The sequence below is a fragment of the Chlorobiota bacterium genome, assembly GCA_016700335.1.
In the GTDB taxonomy this organism is placed as follows: Bacteria; Bacteroidota; Ignavibacteria; order OLB7; family OLB7.
In genome coordinates this window covers 1922771-1946785 of the sequence record CP065014.1, presented here as the reverse complement: position 1 = coordinate 1946785, position 24015 = coordinate 1922771, and the positions used below count along the sequence as shown (strand labels likewise).

The 24015-nt window shown below is 28.1% G+C and carries 20 protein-coding genes; 13 read left to right on the top strand and 7 right to left on the bottom strand.

The features are described 5' to 3' along the window. Window positions 1–5 precede the first annotated feature (5 nt). The 5 genes from IPP08_07975 to IPP08_07955 all read left to right on the top strand — a co-directional run bounded on the left by IPP08_07975 (window position 6) and on the right by IPP08_07955 (window position 4806). Entirely contained in the window at window positions 6–284 is a 279-nt protein-coding gene (locus tag IPP08_07975) for a DUF721 domain-containing protein (GenBank protein ID QQS65713.1), read from the top strand. 53 nt (window positions 285–337) lie between these two features. Then, window positions 338–2341 (top strand): DNA topoisomerase (ATP-hydrolyzing) subunit B, encoded by a 2004-nt coding sequence (gene gyrB, locus IPP08_07970; GenBank protein ID QQS65712.1) that lies wholly within the window; start codon window positions 338–340, stop codon window positions 2339–2341. Window positions 2342–2426: 85 nt separating this feature from the next. After that, a complete protein-coding gene (locus IPP08_07965; protein ID QQS65711.1) occupies window positions 2427–3431 on the top strand; it encodes an NAD(P)H-dependent glycerol-3-phosphate dehydrogenase in 1005 nt (334 codons plus the stop codon). 94 nt (window positions 3432–3525) lie between these two features. After that, the gene (locus IPP08_07960) at window positions 3526–4218 is read left to right on the top strand and encodes a hypothetical protein (protein QQS65710.1); all 693 of its coding nucleotides are present in this window, start codon (window positions 3526–3528) and stop codon (window positions 4216–4218) included. A gap of 60 nt (window positions 4219–4278) precedes the next feature. Beyond that, entirely contained in the window at window positions 4279–4806 is a 528-nt protein-coding gene (locus IPP08_07955; protein QQS65709.1) for a hypothetical protein, read from the top strand. A 52-nt stretch (window positions 4807–4858) separates the two neighbouring features. On the opposite strand, the gene IPP08_07950 is transcribed toward IPP08_07955, so the two are convergent. Both IPP08_07950 and IPP08_07945 read right to left on the bottom strand, forming a co-directional pair. Continuing rightward, complete coding sequence (locus tag IPP08_07950; protein QQS65708.1) at window positions 4859–6142, bottom strand: dihydroorotase; 1284 nt, start codon at window positions 6140–6142, stop codon at window positions 4859–4861. Window positions 6143–6187: 45 nt separating this feature from the next. Continuing rightward, window positions 6188–7198 carry a hypothetical protein gene (locus IPP08_07945; protein ID QQS65707.1) on the bottom strand — a complete coding sequence of 337 codons (1011 nt, stop codon included), beginning with the start codon at window positions 7196–7198 and terminating at the stop codon, window positions 6188–6190. Between the two features lie 220 nt (window positions 7199–7418). Between IPP08_07945 and IPP08_07940 the strand changes: the two genes are divergently transcribed. Together IPP08_07940 and recN are read left to right on the top strand one after the other, a co-directional pair. Then, window positions 7419–8015 carry an SGNH/GDSL hydrolase family protein gene (locus IPP08_07940; GenBank protein QQS67854.1) on the top strand — a complete coding sequence of 199 codons (597 nt, stop codon included), beginning with the start codon at window positions 7419–7421 and terminating at the stop codon, window positions 8013–8015. 65 nt (window positions 8016–8080) lie between these two features. Continuing rightward, window positions 8081–9781 carry a DNA repair protein RecN gene (recN, locus tag IPP08_07935; GenBank protein ID QQS65706.1) on the top strand — a complete coding sequence of 567 codons (1701 nt, stop codon included), beginning with the start codon at window positions 8081–8083 and terminating at the stop codon, window positions 9779–9781. A 33-nt stretch (window positions 9782–9814) separates the two neighbouring features. Here recN and priA read toward each other — a convergent pair whose 3' ends face one another. After that, a complete protein-coding gene (gene priA / locus IPP08_07930; GenBank protein ID QQS65705.1) occupies window positions 9815–12319 on the bottom strand; it encodes a primosomal protein N' in 2505 nt (834 codons plus the stop codon). An 83-nt stretch (window positions 12320–12402) separates the two neighbouring features. Next, entirely contained in the window at window positions 12403–13908 is a 1506-nt protein-coding gene (locus tag IPP08_07925; protein QQS65704.1) for a tetratricopeptide repeat protein, read from the bottom strand. A gap of 178 nt (window positions 13909–14086) precedes the next feature. On the opposite strand from IPP08_07925, the gene gcvT reads away from it, so the two are divergent. Then, window positions 14087–15184 carry a glycine cleavage system aminomethyltransferase GcvT gene (gcvT, locus tag IPP08_07920; protein QQS65703.1) on the top strand — a complete coding sequence of 366 codons (1098 nt, stop codon included), beginning with the start codon at window positions 14087–14089 and terminating at the stop codon, window positions 15182–15184. Window position 15185: 1 nt separating this feature from the next. Beyond that, window positions 15186–16208, top strand: coding sequence for a ferrochelatase (gene hemH / locus IPP08_07915; GenBank protein ID QQS65702.1), 1023 nt, complete (start codon window positions 15186–15188; stop codon window positions 16206–16208). A gap of 82 nt (window positions 16209–16290) precedes the next feature. Here hemH and IPP08_07910 read toward each other — a convergent pair whose 3' ends face one another. Then, window positions 16291–16545, bottom strand: coding sequence for a DUF3276 family protein (locus IPP08_07910; protein QQS65701.1), 255 nt, complete (start codon window positions 16543–16545; stop codon window positions 16291–16293). Window positions 16546–16743: 198 nt separating this feature from the next. Between IPP08_07910 and IPP08_07905 the strand changes: the two genes are divergently transcribed. Then, the gene (locus IPP08_07905; protein QQS65700.1) at window positions 16744–17496 is read left to right on the top strand and encodes a class I SAM-dependent methyltransferase; all 753 of its coding nucleotides are present in this window, start codon (window positions 16744–16746) and stop codon (window positions 17494–17496) included. 59 nt (window positions 17497–17555) lie between these two features. Here the strand turns inward: IPP08_07905 and ald are convergent, their stop codons facing one another. Both ald and IPP08_07895 read right to left on the bottom strand, forming a co-directional pair. After that, entirely contained in the window at window positions 17556–18668 is a 1113-nt protein-coding gene (ald, locus tag IPP08_07900; GenBank protein ID QQS65699.1) for an alanine dehydrogenase, read from the bottom strand. Window positions 18669–18998: 330 nt separating this feature from the next. Beyond that, window positions 18999–19442: a BrxA/BrxB family bacilliredoxin gene (locus IPP08_07895; protein QQS65698.1), complete on the bottom strand. Its 444-nt coding sequence runs from the start codon at window positions 19440–19442 to the stop codon at window positions 18999–19001. A 166-nt stretch (window positions 19443–19608) separates the two neighbouring features. Here IPP08_07895 and IPP08_07890 point away from each other — a divergent pair, with 166 nt between their 5' ends. From IPP08_07890 to IPP08_07880, 3 genes are all read left to right on the top strand, one after another. After that, complete coding sequence (locus tag IPP08_07890) at window positions 19609–20199, top strand: thiamine phosphate synthase (protein ID QQS65697.1); 591 nt, start codon at window positions 19609–19611, stop codon at window positions 20197–20199. Between the two features lie 69 nt (window positions 20200–20268). Beyond that, window positions 20269–21762, top strand: coding sequence for a lysine--tRNA ligase (gene lysS, locus IPP08_07885; GenBank protein ID QQS65696.1), 1494 nt, complete (start codon window positions 20269–20271; stop codon window positions 21760–21762). Between the two features lie 526 nt (window positions 21763–22288). After that, window positions 22289–24010, top strand: coding sequence for a GIY-YIG nuclease family protein (locus IPP08_07880; protein ID QQS65695.1), 1722 nt, complete (start codon window positions 22289–22291; stop codon window positions 24008–24010). Window positions 24011–24015: the final 5 nt, after the last annotated feature.

Sequence of the window (24015 nt, the reverse complement as noted above, 5' to 3'; positions counted from 1 at the left end):
AATGTATGACTGAATCAATTGGATCAGCTATAAAAGAATGGTTAAGAAAAAATAACTTGGAACAAAAAGTTGCTCAAGAATCTGTTCCACTTTATTGGAAAGAAATAGTTGGGGAAATTTTAGCTAAGAATACAGAGGTTGAAAAAATTGAAAATGGGAAAATGTTTTTAAAAACTCAGAATTCAACTTGGAGAACAGAAATTATAATAAGAAGTGAAGAAATTAGAAAAAAAGTTAACATTCATTTTGGTAGTGAAGTTATTTTAGAAATTATTGTTAGATAGAAATTTTTTTTGATTGAATTTAAAAAACTAAATAAAATATTTAAAAATTATATATGGATATTCTTGAAAACAAACAACCTAATTCTTATTCTGAATCGAGTATAAAAGTACTTGAAGGGTTAGAAGCTGTGCGTTTACGACCAGCAATGTATATAGGTGATGTTGGATCTCGTGGTCTTCATCATTTAGTATATGAAGTTGTAGATAATTCTATTGATGAAGCTTTGGCTGGTAGGTGTGATAAAATTGAAATTATTTTACATAAAGACAATTCAGTTTCTGTTTCAGATAATGGATCTGGGATTCCAGTAGGAATTCATCCTGAAAAGCAAGTATCTGCTCTTCAAGTAGTAATGACAATACTTCATGCTGGAGGAAAATTTGATAAGGATTCATATAAGGTTTCAGGTGGATTGCATGGAGTAGGTGTTTCATGTGTAAATGCATTATCTGAAAAAATGATTACCACAGTTAAAAGAGATGGAAAATTATATCAACAAGAATATTCATGTGGAATTCCTTTAGGTGATGTAAAGCAAATTGGAGTATTAGATAACATAAATGATACTGGTACTTCACAAAGATTTTATCCCGATACAACTATATTCAAAACTAATATTTATAAGTGGGATATCTTAGCTGAAAGAATGAGAGAACTTGCTTTTCTTAATCCAAAAGTTAGTATAAAAATGACTGATGAAAGGGAAGATGGTTTTGAAGAAGTATATCATTATGTTGATGGTTTGATAGGATTTGTAGCTTATATTGATACTCAAAGAACTGCAATTACAAAAGCAGTTTTAATATCAGGTGAAAGAGATAATGTAGTTGTTGAAGTCTGTTTTCAGTACAACAGTAGTTACTCTGAAAATGTATTTAGTTATGTAAATAACATTAATACTAGAGAAGGAGGAACTCATGTATCTGGTTTTAGATCTTCATTAACTAGAACCTTGAATGCATATGCAACTAAAAATAAACTGATAAAAAATGATAAGCTTTCACTAACTGGAGATGATTTTAAAGAAGGCTTAACTTGCGTAATTTCAATTAAAGTTCCAGAACCACAATTTGAAGGTCAAACCAAAACGAAACTTGGGAATGGGGAAGTTGAGGGAATTGTAAGATCAATTTTTAGTGAACAACTAAATCAATATTTAGAAGAAAACCCAAAATCAGGGAAAGCAATTATAGAAAAAGTTTTTATGGCAGCTGAGGCTCGTGAAGCAGCTAGGAAATCTCGTGATTTAGTTAGAAGGAAAAGTGCCTTAGAATCATCAACATTACCTGGTAAATTGGCTGATTGTTCTATTGAAGATCCAGATTTTTGTGAAATTTATTTGGTTGAAGGTGATTCAGCTGGTGGTTCAGCTAAAGGGGCTAGGGATAGAAGATCACAAGCAATTTTACCCCTACGTGGAAAAGTTCTTAATGTTCAAAAATCTAGATTAAGTAGAATCTTAGAGAATGAAGAAATTAGAAATATCTTTACAGCAATTGGTGCGGGTTTTGGAGAAACATTAGATATTACTAAAGTAAGATATGGTAAAATTATTATAATGGCAGATGCTGATGTTGATGGGCTTCATATTCGTACTTTATTATTGACTTTATTTTTCAATTATATGAGGGAAATTGTAGATGCGGGAAAAATATATTTAGCAATGCCACCTTTATATAAAATTAAAAAAGGGAAACAAGAAAGATATGCTTTTGATGACAAAGAAAGAGATGAAATTCTTGCATTGTTTAGGAAAGATACCAAAGTAAAAGTTGAAGATAATGAAAATGAAGATTCTAATGAAGAAGGTGTAGAAGAGATTGGAAGAACTCGAGATGGTATTGTAATATCACGATTTAAAGGTTTAGGAGAAATGAATCCAGATCAACTTTGGGCTACTACAATGAATCCTGAAGCAAGAACTTTACAACAAGTTAATATTGAAAGTGCTCAAGCAGCAGCTCATTGGTTTGAAACTTTGATGGGTGATGCTGTTGAACCTCGCCGTCAATTTATTGAAAGAAATGCTAAGTATGTTAAAAATTTAGATGTATAATAAGTCAATTAATATCTAATTTTTTTATTAAATTGGGTAGACTATTTGTCTACCTTTTTTTATTATTATTAATTTTAAATTTAGTTTGAAAACAACAGTTGGTGTTATAGGAAATGGTAGTTGGGGAACAGCTTTAGCAATTCATTTGGCTAATAAAGATATTGATACATTCCTTTGGTCAAGAAGTAAAGATCAGATTGAATTAATGAATGATGATAGGGAAAATAAAAAATATTTACCTGGAGTTAAGTTCCCAGAAAAACTAAATGTTACTGGTAATTTGATTTATGCCTTAAATTGTAAAATAATTCTTTGTGCAATTCCTACTCAATTTATAAGATCAACACTTTCAAATGTTCCAGATGATTTGTTTAAAAATAAGATTTTGATAAGTGCTTCTAAAGGAATTGAAGTTGAATCACTTTTAAGAATATCTGAAATTTTTGTACAAACTCATCAGATAGATATTAATAATTTTATTTGTTTATCAGGTCCTAGTCACGCTGAAGAAATGAGTCGAGGAATTCCTACAACTCTAGTTTCTGCAAGTTTGAATGAAGATATTGCAAAAAAAATTGTAAGATTATTTTCAAATGAAAACCTAAGGGTTTATGAAAGTCATGATTTGATTGGAGTTGAATTAGGTGGAGCATTAAAAAATGTTATTGCAGTTTGTGCTGGTATAATTGATGGAGTAGGCTATGGTGATAATACTAAAGCAGCTTTGATAACCCGTGGTTTAGCTGAGATAACAAGATTAGGAATAAGTTTAGGTGCAGAAGCTCATACTTTTAGTGGCTTAGCTGGTATGGGTGATTTAGTTGTAACTTGCACAAGTAAACATAGTAGAAATAGATTTGTTGGAGAGCAAATAGGAAAAGGTAAAAAACTATCTCAGATTATTCAAGAAATGAATATGATAGCTGAAGGAATTGCAACTACAGAATCTGCTTTTAAGTATGCTAAAAAAAATAAAGTAGAACTACCAATCACAAATCAAGTTTATGAAATATTATTTAAAGATAAAGACCCTAAAAAAGCAATTTATGAATTAATGACTAGGTCATCAAAAAAAGAAATTTGGGTTTAATTTCTAAAAATAATTTTAAACCAAAATAGAAAATAAATTACTATTGTAATTATCTTGATTAATTTCTATTCTAAACAATCATTCATTATTAAATATGTCAAAAAGAATTTTAGGTTTGTTTGTATTTGTATTCTCTACTATTATATTAACTTCTTGCAGCCATACAAATAATTTATCAAAATATAAGATAGCTGGAGCTCCGGTTATATTTAGAGTTTCAGCAAAAGAAGGCGGGTCAGCTTACTCTTCTGTTTCGAGTCCATCAAAAAATGTAATAGTAGAAATTGTATCAGCAGTTGGAAGCGGAGTTGCATCTGAACTTGCACAAAAAAAATTAAATAGAGTGGTTAATCCTGATTCGATTGCAATGTTTATATCACAAGGTATGAAATTCGCAATGATAGATTATTTAAATATTAAGCCTGTAAAAGACATGTCTGAAAACCCTGAATATATTGTTGAAACAAAATTAACAAAGTACCAAATTATATCAAATGAATATGGCTTGTCGGCAAATGCATGTGGGAATTCTAGGATAATTCATAGGTCAACAGGTGCAATTGTTTGGGAAGATGATGAAACTCATAGCTTTACAATTTCAGATACTTGGTTAGCAATTGTAGCTCCAAATGTTGTAAAAACTGGAACAAGTGTAATGAATGCAGTAAAACTTAATTCAATGAAAGATGAAGATTTAAGTAAGATAATTGATATGACTGGGATAGAGGTTGGGAAAAAAATTGGAGAAACACTAAGAAATGATATTTCTAAAATGTACAATAAATAAGTTAATTTATACAAGTAATCTAATTAAAAATCATTAAATCTATTTAAATATAAATAAACAATGAATAAAGTAATTCTAACAATTATAATCCTATTGACTTCTGAATCTTTTTTACTATCACAAACAAATTTAAATAATGTATCAAAGGCTGATTCTTCAGATGATTTTTACTATAGAGGAAATTACTTTGGTGCAGGTGTTAGACTTGGCTTAACGTCAGGAACTGGATTAACTGGAAGATTTGTATCTGAAAAAGGATTTGTTATTGGAGCAAGTGTTTTTGCAATAACTTTAGGAGATTGGACTCATTTCAATTTTGGAGCTGAAGGACAATATTCTTTTATAAGAGAAAAGGATAGTAGATATTATGCAACTTTAGGATTAGCATATTTTAATTCAACAACAGATGAAGTAGGGTACCCAGGTAATAGAATTGCAAATCCATTTAGAATTGGTTTGGGGATTGGTTATGAATGGTTTTTAAACAAAAGATTTGCAACTTCTTTTGCCTTACCTATTACATATTTCCCATCTACTTCACAAATTCTCCCATTACCAGAAATAAGTTTACAAATGTATTTTAAATAAAATTAATTCAATCTAAAAAAATCTCTTCTATAAAATATTTGAGGAGATTTTTTTATAATTCAGACCAAACAATTTTACTTTTATTAATAATACAAATTGGTTTTCCACTAAGAGCAAATGAATTGAATGGGGTGTTCAAAGATTTAGTTTTAAATTTCTTAGAATCAACAATCCAATTTTCAATAGGATCAAAAATTGATAAATTAGCTACCTCACCAACATCAATTTTTATATCTTTTAAACCCATTATTTTTCGTGGATTAATAGACATTAACTCAATCATTTTATTAACTGAAATATGATTCTTATTTACAAGATATGTAAGAGTTAATCCCAAGGAAGTTTCTAGCCCAATAATACCATTCGGTGTTTGATTAATTTCTTGCTCCTTTTCTTGAAAAGAATGTGGTGCATGGTCTGTAGCAATTACATCTATAGTCCCATCTATTAAACCATTAATAACTTCATCAATATCTGATTGTAACCTTAACGGAGGATTCATTTTAGCATTAGATCCATACAACTCAATAGCATCATCAGTTAATACAAAATGATGAGGTGTAACTTCACAAGTAACATTTTTAACTCCACTTGCTTTTGCTTTCCTTACAATATCTACAGTTCCTTTTGTACTTAAATGTTGAACATGATATCTACCGTTATCACAGAAAGATGAAATTTGAATATCTCTATTTACAATAATCTCTTCAGCAACAGATGGGTAACCTTTGTAACCTTGTTTAGTTGAATTGAACCCTTCATTCATAATTGAATTTTTCGTCATACTGTTTTCTTCGCAATGTTGGCTCAAAGTTGCTCCTTCAAACATAGATAAGTATTCGAAGGCTCGCCTCATAACTTCTGGAGACTTTAGACAATCACCATCGTCTGTAAACAATCTTACTCCAGATTCATACAAAGAACCAATATTGGATAATTCTTCTCCTTTTCTATTTTTAGTAATAGCAGCTGAACAATGTACATCAACAGGTAAGTTCTGAGATTTAAATTGAATAGAATGTACAACTTCAACTGAATCAATAGTTGGGTTAGTATTTGGCATACAACAAACACCAGTAAAGCCACCGTTAGATGCAGCTGAACATCCAGTCTCAATTGTCTCCTTGTGTGTTCCACCTGGTTCTCTTAGATGCACATGCATGTCGTAAAGCCCAACTGAACAAATCCATTTTGAACCGTCAAAACTTTCAGAATTCACTTCAGGTATAATATTATCTTCAATTTTAGAAATAATACCATCAACTATTAATATATCAGTTCTTCTGTCTAAATTTTGAATTGGACTAATTAATCTTATATTTTTGAAAAGAATCATCTGATTTTTAAATTATTTAAAAAATTTGGTTACAAATAAATATCTTTAATTGTTATAGTATTCAATTAAATTAAATGCTTTTGCAAAATCTAAAAATGAATTGAATCTACATCCAGCAGCATTTTCATGTCCTCCACCGCCAAACATTTCTGCAATTTCTCTTGCAGACTTATTTCCACCACTAATGGATCTAAATGAACACCTAACACTTCCAGAATCTAAAATTGTATATATAACAGCAACACAATTTGGTTTTTTGTTAAACTCTTCACATAATAAATTACCAGTTTCTGAGGCAAAAGAAGTTGCGTTTGTAATTAATAAATGAGTATCCAAATAATTAATTCTTTTAGTATGAGATAATGTTTTTCTTGTTTGTGAATCAATCATTGCACTAATTCCGATACCTTTTAAAGTAGAATTTTCTAGCCAAATTTGAGAATTATTAATTGATTCTATAAATTCATTTTCTATACCTTCAACTCTATCTTCATTTAAATTAATAGTTGCATTTACTTCTTTTGAATTTTCAAGTTCCCATTCCCATAAATCTTGATCAGCAACATATTTTAACATTAAAGGAATATCTTTATCTTCATTAAATCTAATATTGCAATATTCCCAAACTAAAGTAGCACCACTCATTCCTGGAGCAATTTTAATGAAAACTTCATTGCAATATAAACTAATTTCATTAATTTTTTCTAAAGCAGTTTTATGATGATCAATACAAATTACAGGTGGATTATCTTTAGTTGTAATTTTTCTTTCATATCTTAATTGATTAATAATTTGATTTAGTTTAACTTCTGATAAACAAATATCTACAATAAAAATTTCATGAACCTCATATTTTGGTTCAATATTTTTTTCAACATAATTGATTGGGAGTAAATCATCCCAAGATCCATAATGTGTTATTGGACAAAATGAAAATTGGAAGTCATTATTTAAGTAATTTGATTCAATTAATCTATGCTTCAAAGCCACTGCAGCAGTTGCACCATCAGGACAAGGGAAGTGGAAAAAACATAATACTGATTTTTTATAACTCATTTTTAAAATTTATATTACAAATTTAATTATCATTTTTGATAAACAAATATAATCAGTTGAATTATTGTTTTTATTTTTAAGTTCAAATAAATTTTAAATGAAATTAAATAAAATATTAATTAAAAATATTATTGTTCGAGCTATAGTTTTATCTGTAGTATTTTTATCTTTTAATTGTTATACCTTAAAGAAAAAACCACTTGATTATTCAGTAAATCTAATGAAATATTTAGCACTAGGAGACTCATACACAATTGGGGAAGGAGTTCCAGAAGATTTAAGATTCCCTATGCAGTTATCAGATTCATTACGAAAGTATGGTGTAAATGTAAATGATCCAGAAGTAATTGCTAAAACTGGTTGGACAACTGATGAATTGCAATTAGCAATTGATGCTACTGCTCCACCTATAGATTATTCATTAGTAACTTTACTAATTGGAGTAAATAATCAATATAGGAATTATCAAATTGAAGATTATAGAGAACAATTTACTATCCTTCTAAAGCGTTCTATTGCATATGCACAAGGTAATCCTAAAAGAGTTATAGTAATTTCAATACCAGATTGGGGAGTTACACCATTTGCTGAAGGACGAGATAGAGCATTAATTGCAAGGGAAATTGATGAATACAATAAGGTTAATAAATCTGTTTCAGAAGAATATAAAGTTAGATATGTAGATATTACAGAAATATCTAGAAAATATGGCAATGACCCATCAATGGTTACAACTGACGGTTTGCATCCTTCGCCAAAACTATATGCAATTTGGGTTAGTCAAATTTTAGAATCAGCAAAAAAATCTTTGAAATAAAATTTGTAAAATTTGCAGAATAGTAATAATAAATCAGTACTTAATAATTACAAAAAAAAAACACATTGCTACAATCTTTATACATAAATAACTTCGCATTAATTGAAGAATTAACAATTAATTTTAAAAGTGGATTTAATGTTTTAACTGGAGAAACAGGAGCAGGTAAATCAATTCTAATTGGTGCTTTAGGTTTGCTGCTTGGAGAAAGATCTAATCAAGAATCAATTCGTACTGGTTGTGAAAAAGCAATTATAGAAGGTAAGTTTACTATTGAACATAATGAACCTGCACATTCTGTACTAATTAAGCATGAATATGCAAACGGAGAAGAACTTATTATAAGAAGAGAACTTACTTTGAAAGGTACTTCTAGAGCTTTTATAAATGACTCTCCAGTACCTTTGAATATATTGAAAGAATTAGGTGTTAATTTAGTTGATTTGCATGGTCAACATGATCATCAAATGCTACTAGACAATGAGACTCATATTGATATGCTAGATAATGCTGGTGGACTTGAAAAAATATTATTTGATTATAAAACTTCTTACCAAAAACTCAATTTTAAACTTAAAGAACTTTCAACAATTTTAAATAGAGAAGTTCAATTAAGAGAAAAACAAGATTTGTACAGATATCATTTAGATCAAATTAATGAAGTTTCTCCAGACCCAAATGAAGATGAGATAATAAAACAAGAGCTATTGATTTTGGAAAATTCTGAAAGAATTGTTAGCTCAATAAATAGTATTAATTATTCATTGTATGAAGATGAAAATTCTGCCAGAGACCGCATTTTAAGAGCTAGGAATATTCTTGATCAACTTTTAATTATAGATCCTGTATTTCAAGAACAAAGAGATGAAATTGTGAATTCAGTTGCAATTATAGATGAGATAATGAAATTTTTGCAAAGTTATTCATCAAAGATAGATTATAGTTCTGAACGATTAGAAAACAGAAGAGAAAGATTATCGCAGATAAACTCATTAAGAAAAAGATTTGGAGGAACTTTAGAAAGTGTATTAGCATACAAAAATAAAGTTGAGTCAGAGATTGAGTTATCTAATAATTTTGATTTAGAAATAGTTAAAATAAAAAATGAAATATTTTCACTCAAAAAAATTGCTGGAGAATTCGCATTAAGATTATCTCAAAAAAGAAAAGAGACTGCTAGAAAAATTGAAAAATCTATTGAGAAAACTTTATCTCAACTTGGCATAGAAAAAAGTAAATTTATTGTTGATATATTATTGATAAATAATTCTGAATCAACTGTTTTGAGTGATAATATAGAATTCAAAGCAAATGAAAAAGGGATAGACAACATTGAGTTCTTTATTTCAACTAATAAAGGAGAAGAACCAAAGCCATTGGTTAAAGTTGCTTCTGGAGGTGAAATTAGCAGAGTCATGCTTGCATTGAAAACAATTTTAGCAAAAAACAATAAATTACCTTTACTTGTTTTTGATGAAATAGATACTGGAATTTCTGGTAGAATTGCTTCTAAGGTAGGAAATGCAATGAAAAACTTGGCAGATTTCCATCAAATTATTGCTATAACACATCTAGCTCAAATTGCTGCAATGGGGCATCATCATTATGTTGTTGAAAAAATAACAAAGAAAGAAAGGAATATTACTTCAGTTAGAATATTATCTGACCTTGAACATATAACTGAAGTTGCAAGAATTATGAGTAGTGATAATATTACTGAAACAAGCCTTAAAATGGCAAAAGAACTTATAGATAAACAACTTTAGATCATTTAATTAATTTACTTTTTTATTTAATAATTATATCCCCTGAGCATCAACATCGATAATTATTTGAACATCTTTTTTTGCAAATCTTTTCATATAAGTATCATATGCTGATGTAAAGATTTTCATAAATTTTTTCCCGCTTGGATCTATTATTTTAATATTTTTTACAATAATTTGAAATCTATACAAACTTCTTAACTTCCAAATTAAAGCAGGTGATGGACCGAGAATTTCCATACTTAAATCTTTTGAAGGTAATAATTTTTTAAAAATTTCAGAATGACCTTCTGCTAAAGTTTTGTCTTCACTTCTAATTTCTATAACTATAAATCTTGAAAATGGAGGATATCTAAGTTCTTTTCTATTTTGTATTTCATAATGGAACATAGACAAATAGTCTTTAGTAAAGCTAGATTGTATTGCAGGATTTTCTGGTTGAGATGTTTGTATAATTACGTCTGCTTCAAGACCACTTCTTCTTCCTGCTCTTCCAGCAACTTGAGTTATTAATTGATAAGTTCTTTCTGATGAACGAAAGTCTGGAATCATTAAAGATGAATCTGCTGAAACAACTCCAACTAATGATACTCTATTAAAATCTAATCCTTTAGTTACCATTTGTGTTCCTAACAAAACATCAGCATTTCCAATTGCAAAATCATCTAATATTTTTTTGTGTGAACCTTTTTTAGAAGTAGTGTCTAAATCCATTCTAAGTACTTTAATATCTGCAATTTTTTCTAACAATTCTTCCTCCACTTTTTGAGTACCAACGCCTGGTTGTTTTAAATCTTTACTTCCGCAAATAGTACAACTTTTTTCAACAATTCTTTGATAATTACAATAATGACAATGTAGTTCATCTTTTGTTTTGTGGTATGTTAAAGCTACAGCACAGTTAGGGCACATTGGAGAATGTGAACAATTAGAACATTCAATTCTAGTAGCAAAACCCCTTCTATTTTGGAATAAAATAACCCCCTCATTTTTAATTTTCTTTTGTTTAATTAATTCAATCAATTTATCTGATAAAGCTCCTATCATTTTGTTCTCTTTTCTAGCTTTTGCAATATCGACAATTATCATTTTTGGTTCAGTAGCTTTATCTGCTCTTTGATTTAGCTCAATAAGTTTATACTTCCCATTTAATGCATTGAAGTAAGATTCAACTGAAGGAGTTGCTGATCCAAGTATAACAACTGTTCCTTCAATTGAACCTCGTACAACAGCAGCATCTCGTGCTTGATATCTTGGCTGTTGATCATATTGTTTGAAGCTGCTTTCATGCTCTTCATCAACAATTATTAAGCCTAAATTTTTTAATGGAGCAAACAATGCAGACCTTGCACCTATAACTAAATCACATCCATTTTCATTTACCCTTCTCCATCCATCATATCTTTCACCTTCACTCATCCTTGAATGCATAACCACAACTCTATTACCAAAAATTAATGTAAATCTTTCAACTAATTGCATGGTTAATGCTATTTCAGGAACCAACATTAAAGCAGTTTTTTTATTTTTAATACAATTTTTTATTGCTTCAATGTAAACTATAGTTTTACCAGAACCAGTTACACCATGTAATAGAAAACATTTATAAATATCTGAATCAATTGAATTATTGATTTCATCAATTAAAATTTTTTGTTCTGAATTTGGAATTATAGGTAATGAATTTACTTTCAAATTTTCATAAGAATCTAAGCTAATCACATCTTCACGAGAAATTTCAATTTCATAAATTTCAATTGCTTTCTTATTAAGTAAGCCCTTTAATGCTGACTCACTAGCATTTGTAATTGATAAAATATTACTTGCTAAAATATGTTCAGTTTTGTTTTTATCTAGTTGGTAAAGCAAAGCAAGCATTATATCTGCTTGCTTAGGGGCTTTTAAGTCTAAATCATTTAGTAAAATTTTTAATTTTTCTTCATTTAATAAAAATGAATCATTTAATTTTATAGCTAGGCATGTTTTAGGTTTAATTAATTTTTTTGTAAAACTACTTATGTTTATATATCCTTTCTCTTCTAACGATTTAAGTTGGGTTGTTAAATTATTTGAACCAACTGCTTTTCTGAGTGATGATAATTGTATTCCTTCTTTATGATCTGTTAATGCAGTAATAATTGCGCTTTGCCTAGGAGCTGATTTCCTCAATTCTTGGATTACATCATAATAATTTATATCGTTTAATTGAATTAACTGTGAAGATTCATTACTCATTCCTTGAGGTAACATAGTTTTCAAAGTTTCACCAATTGGTGATAAGTAATATTCACTTAACCAATTAGCAAATTTTATCATTCTTGGGGAAATTGCAGGTGATTCATCTAATACATCTAATACTGATTTTAATTTGGGTATACTTGATGATTCAATAAAGGATATAATTATTCCTGTAAATGTTCTTTTTCCAAATGGTACAATTACTCTACAACCAATATGTGTTAAGATTAAAAATTCTTCTGGAAGTTTGTAAGTAAACGTCTGGAATAATGGGACTGGAACAGCAACTTCAACTAACATAAATAAATTGCTAAATTAACTTTTAAATTTCTTGCAATTTATAGTATTAAAATTGAATAATTAACTAAATTTGGGATTGATAATTAATCTATTAATGTAATATTCCTTTCAATTTTAAATCTTAACAAATGCTCATTCTCATAATTTTTAAAATTTCTAGCACTCTGTAAATAATCTTTTGATTTTTTTAAATCACCTAATATTTTAAACCCTTCACTCATATAAAAATAACAAAATGGAGGTACCCATTTTTCTTCACTATTTACAGAGGAAGCAATTGCCTTTGCAAAAAAATCATTTGCAATATTGTAATTTTTCAATCCAAAATATGCTGAGCCTAAGATATAATTAATTTGTGAGATTTGTTCTGGTTTCAGTTTTTGTTGATTAGATAATTTTTTTGAAATTGTTAAAGCATCATTGAAATTTTCCACTTGAATAAAATTTAATCCCTTTATAATATCAATATCAATTGCATCTAAAGGATTAGAAATTAACTTCATTATTTTAATTTTTGAAGAAATATCTTCTCCAGTTTTACCAAAAGTTGATTTTGCACGTTGATATGATTTTAATGCATTTTCTCTATTCCCCTCAATTTCGTAACAAATACCAAGGTATGACCAAACTTGAGTTTTGAATAATTTCTCGTTATAATTTTTTAGAAAAGATTGCAAGTAAATTTTTGATTTAGAGAAATCATTCATCAAAAAATATGACATGCCAGATCTTGCATAACTCAATGCTGTAAATACTTTGAAATCTTTATTATTATCTTTTATTATCTTATCAAAATATGGTAAAGCTTTTTGTACTTCCCCTGCCTCACTGTAAGCTGTTCCAATCACATAATATAAAGGTACACTTTTAGGATATTTAATATTCATATCTTGAAGTACTCCTAGCCCTTTAGATTTCTCATTCTTATAGTAAATATCTAATAAAGCATTTATAAATTTGGCATCATGCTTGAAATAATATCCCCTTGCAGATGTAACTAATATTTCTTGAAGACCTAATTTTGAATCTCCTTTTATACCTGAAAGTCCTGTAACAAACTGTCCAATTTGAGGTATTGAACCAAATGCAAAATGGAAAATCCCAAGTCCCAAATAAGCATCCCATTCTTTATTGTTAACTTTAACAACCTCCATTAATTTATCGTAACAAGTTCTTCCTGACATAGCACCTGCAACAAAATTTTCAGCTCTAATGTTTCCAATAGCTCTATAACCATAAGCCATTCCTAACATCAATTTACTTCGAATATCATTTGGATTATTTTTAATTCTTTTTTCAGCTACAGAAATTGTTTTATCATTTAATGTTATGAAGTAAGATAATTGTTCATCTTTATTATCGAATAAGTAACTCCAAAGGTGAACATTTGAGCTGAAAAGATAACCCCTTGGATCTGTTGGATCTATTGAAATAGATTTGTCAAAGTATGATTTAGCCTCGTCGAAATTTACATTGTATAGTAATTCTAAACCTTTCATAATGTTATCATCTATTGCATCAGCCTTTAATTTATTAACTGAGAATAGTATAAAAAAAAGAAATAGAAACCTCATAATATTTTTTGTCATGATAATCTAAAGACGTAAAAAAATAATTTTAATTGTTAAGTTCATTTTATACTAAATATATTAATAAGCAATAATTATAGTTTTGTAAAAAACAAATTTTTAGTTTTTGTATTCCATAAAATTTACTTTATTTATGTTTGCATTCATTAAAAAATATTAAATCAATAATTAGTTTACAATGTCTGATAAATTAAAAAGAACATCGCTATTTGATATTCATGAAAAATTAGGAGCTAAAATTGTACCTTTTGCTGGCTTTGAAATGCCAGTTTCATATAAAGGAATTATTTCTGAACATTTGGCTGTAAGAAATAATGCTGGACTATTTGATGTTTCCCATATGGGCGAAGTATCAGTAACAGGTGAAAGTGCTTTAGAATTTATTCAAAAAATCACTATAAATGATGCAAGTGTATTAATAAATGGTCAGGCTCAATATAGTGCAATGTGTCTAAAAAATGGAGGGATTATTGATGACTTATTGGTTTATAAAAGAGATGAAAATAATTATTTATTAGTTATTAATGCATCAAACATAGACAAAGATTTCAATTGGATGCTTGAAAATAAAATTGATGGTGTAGAGCTAACTAATGTTTCCGATGAATATTCTTTATTAGCATTACAAGGACCAAAATCACTGGAGATTTTACAACAATTAACTGAAACAAATTTAAGTAAAATTGAATATTATTATTTTGTTGAAGGTTATATAAATGGTGTAAAGGCTATTATTTCAAGAACTGGTTACACTGGTGAGTTAGGATTTGAATTGTATATTTCTAGCAATAAATTTGATTGTGAATCAGTATGGAATTCAATTATGGAAAAAGGATCTGTATATGGAATTGAACCTACTGGTCTTGGAGCTAGAGACACACTTAGATTGGAAATGGGTTATTGCTTATATGGAAATGATGTTGATGAAACGACAAATCCAATTGAAGCTGGATTGGGTTGGATTACTAAGATTAACAAAAATGATTTTAATGGTAAATCGGTGATAGTTGAAACAAAAATGGAAGGTCCTAAAAGAAAACTTGTTGCTATAGAATTGCTTGAAAGAGCTATTCCAAGACATGGCTATGAGGTTTCAAAAGATGGAAAAATTATTGGAGTAATTACAAGTGGAACTATGTCTCCAAGTTTGAATAAGGGAATAGCAATGGGTTATGTAGAAACTCAATATTCTAAAGCTGGTACAGAATTAAATGTTTTGATAAGAGGCAATGAATCAATGGGAATTGTTGTGAAAACTCCATTCCTAAAAAAATAATATGCCAAACAAAAAAGGAATTTTAATTGTAAATTTAGGTACACCAGATAGTTTTAAAAAAAAGGATGTTAAAAAATATTTAATTGAATTTTTAACTGATAAAAGAGTGATTGATTATTCTTTTTTGTTAAGAAATTTTTTAGTAAGATTTTTAATAATTCCATTAAGACTAAATAGAGTTGTTAAATTATATGAAAATCTTTGGTTAAAAGAAGGATCACCATTAATGTACCACGGTTTAAATTTATTAGCTAAAGTTAAAGAAAAATTAGGGGATGAATATTCTGTTGAATTAGCTATGAGGTATCAAAACCCAAGTATAAAAATAGGTTTAGAAAAGTTAAAACAACAAAAAGTTTCTAGTATTACTGTATTGCCCTTATTCCCGCAGTATGCATCTGCAACAAGTGGTTCGGTTGCTGAAAAGGTAATAAAAGAGATTTCAAATTGGAATGTAATACCTGAATTAAAAATTATCCAAGCTTTTTACATTCATCCAAAGTTTATAAAAGCGTTTGCTGAAAATGGAAAAAAATTTCTAGCAGAAAATAAATATGATCATATATTATTTAGTTACCATGGTATTCCAGAAAGGCATTTAAGGAATGCAGGTAAAGATTTTAACAAATGTAATTTCCCAGATTGCGCTAGTAATTGCTCACAAGGAAAAGATGAAAATATGTATTGTTATAGATCATCTTGTTATGAAACTTCATATTTAATTGCAAAAGAATTAGGTTTAAAAGAAGATGATTACTCAATTTGTTTCCAATCAAGATTGGGTAAAGAGCCTTGGTTAGAGCCATATTCAGAAGAAGTGTCTGCTGAATTACCCAAAAATGGAAAAAAGAAAGTACTTGCTTTCTCACCAGCATTTGTAGCAGATTGTTTGGAAACAACTTCAGAAGTTGGTGAAGAATATAAAGAGATTTTTATGCATAATGGTGGAGAGCAATGGGATTTAGTTGAGAGTTTAAATAGTAGTGACTTATGGGTGGAATGTGTTTGTGAAATAGTCAAGTAAAAAAAGTCAAATCAAATTAAATTGATTTGACTTTTTTTGAAGAATAATTTTTGATTACAAGATTTATTAGAAATAAATCTTCTTAAAATGGAACTTCATTAATCTCTTTTTTTGGATTTGGAAATTGCTTCACAGAGCTTATTATTGCATCAATAAACTCTTTGATATGATTCTCAAATACCATAATCCCATTACGTTTGTATTTACCTTCAGACTCATATAAACTTTCGTTTATTTTCAAATACTTATTACCATTTGAAGCTGTATTTACATCAATAAAATAAGTTCTTTTTCCAGCACGAATCTGGATTGTTTTTAGTTCATTTGCATTTTCCATTTTTCATTTTGATTAGGAATTATTGGTAAAATTATTTACTCATATAATATAAATTATTTATGTTCCTATTCTAAAAAAAATCGTTCCATTGCATTTTGTAACTTAAAGTATATAATTTACTTAATAATAATATTAAAAATTTATAAATAAATTTGCTCAAGTTTTAATAAAAAATTTAATTTAAAAATTGAAATTCAAATGATTGAAAAATCTGAATGGTATGAAGATTGGTTTGCTTCAGATCATTATTTGAAATTGTACAGTAATAGAAATCAAAATGAAGCTAAGAAAGCAATTAGTTTGATATATAGTTTTCTAAATATTAATGATAGAATCAAAGTACTAGATTTAGCTTGTGGTGCTGGCAGACATTCAATTGAATTAGCAAAAAAGAATGCAATTGTTACTGGTGTAGATCTCTCCTCAAACTTATTGAAAATTGCAATAAATGATTCTTTAGCTGAAAAATTAGATATAACATATTTGTTATCAGATATGAGGAATATTACATTTGAAAATGAATTCAGATTAATAGTTCAATTATTTACAAGCTTTGGATATTTTGATTGTATTGAAGATGATAAGTTGGTTTTGGCAAATAATTTTAGAGCATTGGAAATAGGGGGATTTTACATTCTTGATTTGATAAATAAAAATTATTTGTTAAATAATTTAGTTTCTAATTCTATTAAGAAAATTGAAGATTTAGAAGTTGTTGAAAAAAGATATATTATAGATGATTTTGTTGTTAAAGAAATTAATTTGAAATCACCAATAAAAGAGATTAATTTCAATGAAAAAGTTAGACTTTATTCAATGAATCAAATATTAGATTTGCTATTAGAAATAGGATTTGATAGTGTAAAATTGTTTGGAGATTATGATGGAATTGAATATGATCAGAACAAATCTGAAAGAATGATTTTGATTAGTAGGAAAAATAAAAAATAAAAAAAACCTATAAATTGTGATTTACAACTTTATAGGTTAATATAAAATATAAATTGTATTTATAAAACTTCTTTCACAGGAGTATATTGCATTTCAAAAGCATCGCTTACGCCTTTAAAAGTAATTTTCCCATCTACAATATTTAATCCATGAACTAGTTCTGGAGATTTTTTCATAGCTTCTTTCCAACCTAAGTTTGCAAGTTGGATCATATAAACATAAGTTGCATTTGTTAAGCCTAATGTTGAAGTAAATGGAACTCCTCCTGGCATATTTGCAACACAGTAATGAACAACACCATCAACAACATAAGTAGGGTTGTCATGAGTAGTTGCTTTTGTAGTTTCCACACAACCACCCTGATCTACTGCAACATCAACTATAACAGATCCTACGGGCATTGTACACAGCATATCTTTTGTGATTAAGAATGGTGCTTTTGCTCCAGGAATCAACACAGCTCCAATCACTAAATCAGCAGTTCTAACTGCCTCTCTGATATTTGAATTTGTAGACATCATGGTTTGAACATTCTTAGGCATAACATCATCTAAATAACGAAGCCTTGGTAAACTTGTATCGAATATAGTTACATTAGCACCGAAACCAGCAGCAATTTTAGCAGCATTTATCCCAACAATTCCACCGCCTAAAACCAAAACATTAGCAGGCTTTGTTCCTGGAATTCCACCTAATAAAATACCTCTTCCACCCATTGCTTTTTCTAAATATTTTGCACCTTCTTGTGGTGCCATTCTTCCTGCAACTTCACTCATTGGAATTAACAATGGTAATGATCTATCTGGCAGTTGAACTGTTTCGTAAGCAATAGCAATACATTTTGATTTTACAATAGCTTCTGTAAGTGGTTTATTAGCTGCAAAATGAAAATACGTAAATAAAATTTGACCTTCCCTAATTAAGTTATATTCAGATTCAATAGGTTCTTTTACTTTAACAATCATATCAGCCACTTTATATACTTCAGCTGCTGTATCTACAATTGAAGCACCTACATTTGTATAAGATTCATTGTTATAACCCGAGCCAGATCCCGCATTATTTTCAACTATAACTCTATGACCATTTTTTATCAACATCTCAACCCCAGAAGGAACTGCTCCAACGCGATTTTCATTTGATTTGATTTCCTTAGGAACACCTATAATCATTTTTTTTAAATTTTAATTGTTAAATTTTATTGTATAAATTTTAAACCTATTTTGATATAACTTAAAATTATCTAAGTTGATAAAAAAAGAATCTATATCCGAATTCCAAAAATTATTTTTTATTCCAAATTCTACTTAAATAGATAATTAATAAAATTGCTATTATAAGAGAAAATATTGATGACCATATAGATTTAATTTGAGAAAAATAAAAGATATTCCACCAAGAAAAAAACAGACTGAATAAAATACCAAATACAATTAGAACTTTATGAAAAGTCATTAATGTAAATGGATCTCGTTCAAATAATTTCATATAAACTTAAAAAATTATATTGATCCTTCTTTTACACAAACTTGATTAATAACATCAATCAACGTTGTAGCAATAGCTTCAGGAGGATATCCTTCAATATGTTGCCTTTGCATCATAGCAATTAACTTCCCATCTTTTAATAAAGCCACTTGAGGCGAAGAAGGAGGATAACCAACAAAATATTCTCTTGCTCTTGAAACAGCTTCTCTATCTTGTCCAGCAAAAACAGTAACTATTCTATCAGGAAGTATCTCATTTTGCATAATAATTTTCATTGCAGGCCTTGCTCCACCAGCTGCACAGCCACAAACAGAATTGACATATACCATTGTGGTTCCAGATAACTTGAGCGTTTCATCAACTTCTTCTGCAGTACGGAGTTCTTTTATACCAATTGATGTAAGTTCGTCTCTCATTGGTTGAGTCAAAAATGGGTCATATAAAGGTTGTAAATTCATAATAATAGATTTGTTAAATTTGTTGAATAAAATAATTTGATTGCATTTTACGAATGACGAATTGAAACAAATTAAATTTAAGTTACAAAATTAATCTTAAATTTTCTTTTGAAGTAATGGTTTTTAGTGTTTTAAGAAAACAAACTTAATTACTTAGTATCAAAGTATGAACATTAATTTCAAAATAATTGCAATAATTAATAATGAAAAAAATTTAAAAAATGTTTTAGAATTTATTTTAAAATATCCTTCAATTAAAATTTGCATTATGTTAAGAGATGTTAATCATAATCAATTTGATTTAGAGAAATTAATTGAAATATATTTTCAAAAATATTATTTAAATGTACCTTTAATAGTTAATTCATTCTCAAATTATAGAGCTGATTTTTTGCATGTAAATTCTTATCAATTAAATGATAAAAATTTTATGAATAATTTAAATTTGAAATTTGGTGCTTCTTGTCATAATATTAATGATGTACAAATTGCAGAAAAATACAAAGCAGAATACTTAACTTACAGCCCAATATTTACTACTCAATCTCATTTAAATACTAATGGTAAAGGTATTAGTAAGTTAAAGCTTATTGTAGATTACACAAAAATTAAAGTATTTGCTCTTGGTGGAATATCTGTTTTAAATATTAAAAAATGTTTCGAAGTTGGCTGTTATGGAGTTGCTTCAATTTCATTTTTTGATAATTCCATTTCATTAGAAAAAGAAGTTATAGATTTACTATCAGATTGTAATTAAAAACTTGTGTAATTTTACGAACAAAATAAACTTGGCAATAAGAATTTTAAAATCAAAATAACTTTAAAAATGTCAGAACAGTCATTTCACAGATACGAAGAACTAAATGAAATTGAAACTAGTGGAATTTTAGCTTATCCATATTCATTCGAGATAAATTGTAATTCAATAGATGCTAAAAAACAATTTGAGAATAAGGAGTTAACTCAAAGCGAAGAACCTATTAATATTTCTCAAGCAGGAAGAATTGTAGCAATTAGAAAAATGGGAAAGGCTAGTTTTGTTCAAATTCAAGATACTGTTGGTAGGATTCAAATTTATCTAAAAAAAGATGATCTTCAAAACTATGATATGCTTAGACTCCTAGATTTAGGTGATATTATTGGAGTTAAAGGTTATTTGTTTAGAACTAAAACAGGTGAGATAAGCATTCATTCTACTGAATTTGAATTGCTTACAAAGTGCTTAGTTCCTTTGCCAGTTGCAAAAGAAGAAATTGATGAGGCTGGTAATAAAATTGTTTATGATGCATTTACTGACAAAGAACAAAGATACAGACAGAGATATTTAGATTTAAATATTAATTATGATGTTCGTGATGTTTTTAGAAAAAGAGCAAAAATTATTTCATGTATTAGATCTTTTATGGATAGAAATGATTGGTTAGAAGTTGAAACTCCTGTTCTTCATAACACTTATGGTGGTGCTGCTGCAAGACCCTTTGGAACTCATTTAAATGCTTTAGATATTCCTTTGTTTATGAGAATATCTTTAGAATTAAATTTGAAAAAATTAATTGTTGGAGGTTTTGATGGAGTTTACGAAATTGGAAAAAATTTTAGAAATGAAGGAATTGATAAAACTCACAATCCTGAGTTTACTATGATGGAGCTATATGTTGCATACAAAGATTATAATTGGATGATGATTAAAATTGAAGAACTTTTAAGTGAAGTTGCTTTGAAGGTTAATGGTTCTACTACCGTAAAATATAAAGGTATTGATATTAATTTTGCTCCACCGTATAGAAAAGTATGTATGTTAGATTTAATTAGCGAAAAAATTGGACATGATGTTTCTGAAATGAATGTAGATGAAATCCGAAAAATTGCTCAAGAGTTAGGAGTTCAAACTAACAACTCTATGGGAAAAGGAAAATTAATTGATGAAATATTTTCTGAAGTAATTCAACCTGATTTGATTCAACCTACTTTTGTTATGGATCAACCACTTGAAATGGTTCCTTTAGCAAAAAAACATAGAACTAAAAATGGACTTGTTGAAGCATGGGATTTATTTATTAATGGACAAGAAATTGGACCATGTTTTAGTGAGTTAAATGATCCTCGAGATCAAAGATCTAGGTTTGAAGAACAATTAAAACTAAGGGCAGATGGTGATGATGAAGCAATGTTGATTGACGAAGATTTTCTCAATGCATTAGAAGTTGGTTTGCCACCAACTGCCGGGGTTGGTATTGGAATTGATAGATTAACTATTTTGTTAACGGGTCAAGATTCTATTCGAGATGTAATTTTTTATCCAATGATGAGGAGTTTGTAAGATCCATTTCCATCTAACTGATTAATATTTATTTTAAATTTAATTGAAATAGATTTGACAATTATATATAAAAATACTTTCCAACATTTTATTCCTTTATAAATACAAATTTGGTTTATAATAGCAAAGTTAATAATTCAATTTAATATTTATTTAGAATATAAACTTGAATTAGATTCAATTAAAACTGATACAATTTTTTGTCTTAAAGCATTGGCCTTAACAATTCAAATTTTTTGATATCAATCGTTAAATAATAGGTCACTAAACATTACATAAGTAGGCGTGGAGCTATCTCCATGCCTGCTTTGTGTATAATTAATATGATTAATATGTATAATTTGTATAATAAAGTTTTGCTTTAATTTGAATTTATACATAAATTATAAATATATAAAATATCAATTTAATTAAAAGGTTTCTAAAAAATAATTTGTACCAAAAAATATTTAAATTTAAATAATAAGTAATTAATGAAAATTATTTGAGATGAATTATTATTTTGTTATTAAATTAAGTGTAGAATATGCCATTAATAGAAGAAATTACTTTTGCTGTAACAGATGTTGAAACAACTGGCTCTAGTGCAAGCAAAAATAGAATTATGGAAATCGGATGTGTAAATGTGTTAAATGGAAAAATTATTAGTGAAAACCATGCATTAATAAACCCCGAACAATTTATCCCACCTTATGTTCAGGAAATGACTGGTATATCAAATGCAATTGCTATAAATGCTCCAAAAGCATCTGAGACCCTACCTTTAATAAGAGAGTGGTATCCTAAAGAAGCAGTATTTACGGCTCATAATTTAGCCTTTGATTTTAATTTTGTTCAAGCTGAATTTCAAAGGCATAATATTTTACCCCTACATGCACCAAATCTTTGCACATTAAGATTAGCAAAAAGAATTTTGTCTAAAAGAAGAAGAAATGGTTTATCTAGCTTGGCTTCATACTTTGGAATTAGATTAAAGAATCATCATTCAGCAATAGACGATGCCAGGGCAACAGCAAATATCCTGATTGAATTATTAGAGATACTTCAAAATGAACACGATTGTGAATATTTAGATGATGTTTTAAGATTCCAGCATAAAACATTAACAAATCTAAAAACTCTTCCTAAGCATGTTTCAAAAATTTCAAATTCAATAAAAACTTTCCCTAATTCTTGCGGAGTTTATAAAATTATAAATTCAAAAAAAGAAGTTTTATATGTTGGTAAAGCAAAAAATTTGAAAAATCGATTATCAGATTATTTTTCTGTTTCCTCAACTTTAGCAAAAAAGATTTCAAAAATGGTTTCTTTGGCAAGAGAGGTAAATATAATTGAAACAAATTCAGAGATTGAAGCGTTGATCTTAGAATCAAAATTGATTAAAGAATTAAGACCTGAGTATAATACACTACAAAAAAGGTATAAGGGTTCTGCATTTTTAAAGATAGACTATATTGAAAAATTTCCAATGATTTCTATTGTAAGAGAAATTGATAATCATGAAAGTGAATATTATGGACCTTTCCCAAATTTTGATTCAGCTTTAACTATTCAGCAGGTTATTGAAAAAAGTTTCAAACTTAGAAAATGTATAAATATGCCCACCCCATCAGAAGAAGTAATTCCTTGTATATACTATCAAATTGACAAATGTGATGCTCCTTGTGCTTTGTTACAAAGTGAAATTGATTATAAAAAAGAACTTCATAATGTAAAAAATTTTTTAAGTGGAAATGATGGCGGAGTTATAGATTTATTAACAGCTCAAATGAAAACTGCTTCAGATATTCTTGATTTTGAAACAGCAGTAAATGTTAGAAATTTGATTCAAAATCTAAATAAAGTTTTTCAAAATACTTCAGAATTAACTGGTAGTATTAATAATAAAAATGGAGTTTTTATTTCAACTATTGATGAAGATATACTTGAAGCAATATTCATTGTAAGAGGTAAAGTGGGGCATGTATTGCAATATGAAGTTATTAGATTTGACAGTTATAAAATTAAAGAAATTATTGATGATATATATTTTAATAAAGTTAATATTAAAGTGAATTTATCTAAGCCTGAAATTGACGAAATGAGGATAATTTCTACTTACATTTATAGAAAAAGACATGAGGGTGAACTAATTCCTATTAATAAAAATTCCAAACTTGATATAATTTTAAAAGAGATTAAATCAAAATCAATTTTAAGAATAAATAATTTAAAAGAAGATTCAATAAAATCAAAAAAAGAAGATTAGTTTTT

Bases quoted from the DNA above. Each gene is read 5' to 3' on its own strand.
- hemH (QQS65702.1), top strand. From the start codon at position 15,186: ATGCCAAACAAAAAAGGAATTTTAATTGTAAATTTAGGTACACCAGAT.
- IPP08_07910 (QQS65701.1), bottom strand. From the start codon at position 16,545: ATGGAAAATGCAAATGAACTAAAAACAATCCAGATTCGTGCTGGAAAA.
- IPP08_07945 (QQS65707.1), bottom strand. From the start codon at position 7,198: ATGAGTTATAAAAAATCAGTATTATGTTTTTTCCACTTCCCTTGTCCT.
- IPP08_07960 (QQS65710.1), top strand. From the start codon at position 3,526: ATGTCAAAAAGAATTTTAGGTTTGTTTGTATTTGTATTCTCTACTATT.
- IPP08_07940 (QQS67854.1), top strand. From the start codon at position 7,419: ATGAAATATTTAGCACTAGGAGACTCATACACAATTGGGGAAGGAGTT.
- IPP08_07895 (QQS65698.1), bottom strand. From the start codon at position 19,442: ATGAATTTACAACCTTTATATGACCCATTTTTGACTCAACCAATGAGA.
- gyrB (QQS65712.1), top strand. From the start codon at position 338: ATGGATATTCTTGAAAACAAACAACCTAATTCTTATTCTGAATCGAGT.
- IPP08_07890 (QQS65697.1), top strand. From the start codon at position 19,609: ATGAACATTAATTTCAAAATAATTGCAATAATTAATAATGAAAAAAAT.
- IPP08_07955 (QQS65709.1), top strand. From the start codon at position 4,279: ATGAATAAAGTAATTCTAACAATTATAATCCTATTGACTTCTGAATCT.
- gcvT (QQS65703.1), top strand. From the start codon at position 14,087: ATGTCTGATAAATTAAAAAGAACATCGCTATTTGATATTCATGAAAAA.
- IPP08_07950 (QQS65708.1), bottom strand. From the start codon at position 6,142: ATGATTCTTTTCAAAAATATAAGATTAATTAGTCCAATTCAAAATTTA.
- IPP08_07880 (QQS65695.1), top strand. From the start codon at position 22,289: ATGCCATTAATAGAAGAAATTACTTTTGCTGTAACAGATGTTGAAACA.
- lysS (QQS65696.1), top strand. From the start codon at position 20,269: ATGTCAGAACAGTCATTTCACAGATACGAAGAACTAAATGAAATTGAA.
- IPP08_07905 (QQS65700.1), top strand. From the start codon at position 16,744: ATGATTGAAAAATCTGAATGGTATGAAGATTGGTTTGCTTCAGATCAT.
- priA (QQS65705.1), bottom strand. From the start codon at position 12,319: ATGTTAGTTGAAGTTGCTGTTCCAGTCCCATTATTCCAGACGTTTACT.
- IPP08_07925 (QQS65704.1), bottom strand. From the start codon at position 13,908: ATGACAAAAAATATTATGAGGTTTCTATTTCTTTTTTTTATACTATTC.
- ald (QQS65699.1), bottom strand. From the start codon at position 18,668: ATGATTATAGGTGTTCCTAAGGAAATCAAATCAAATGAAAATCGCGTT.
- IPP08_07975 (QQS65713.1), top strand. From the start codon at position 6: ATGACTGAATCAATTGGATCAGCTATAAAAGAATGGTTAAGAAAAAAT.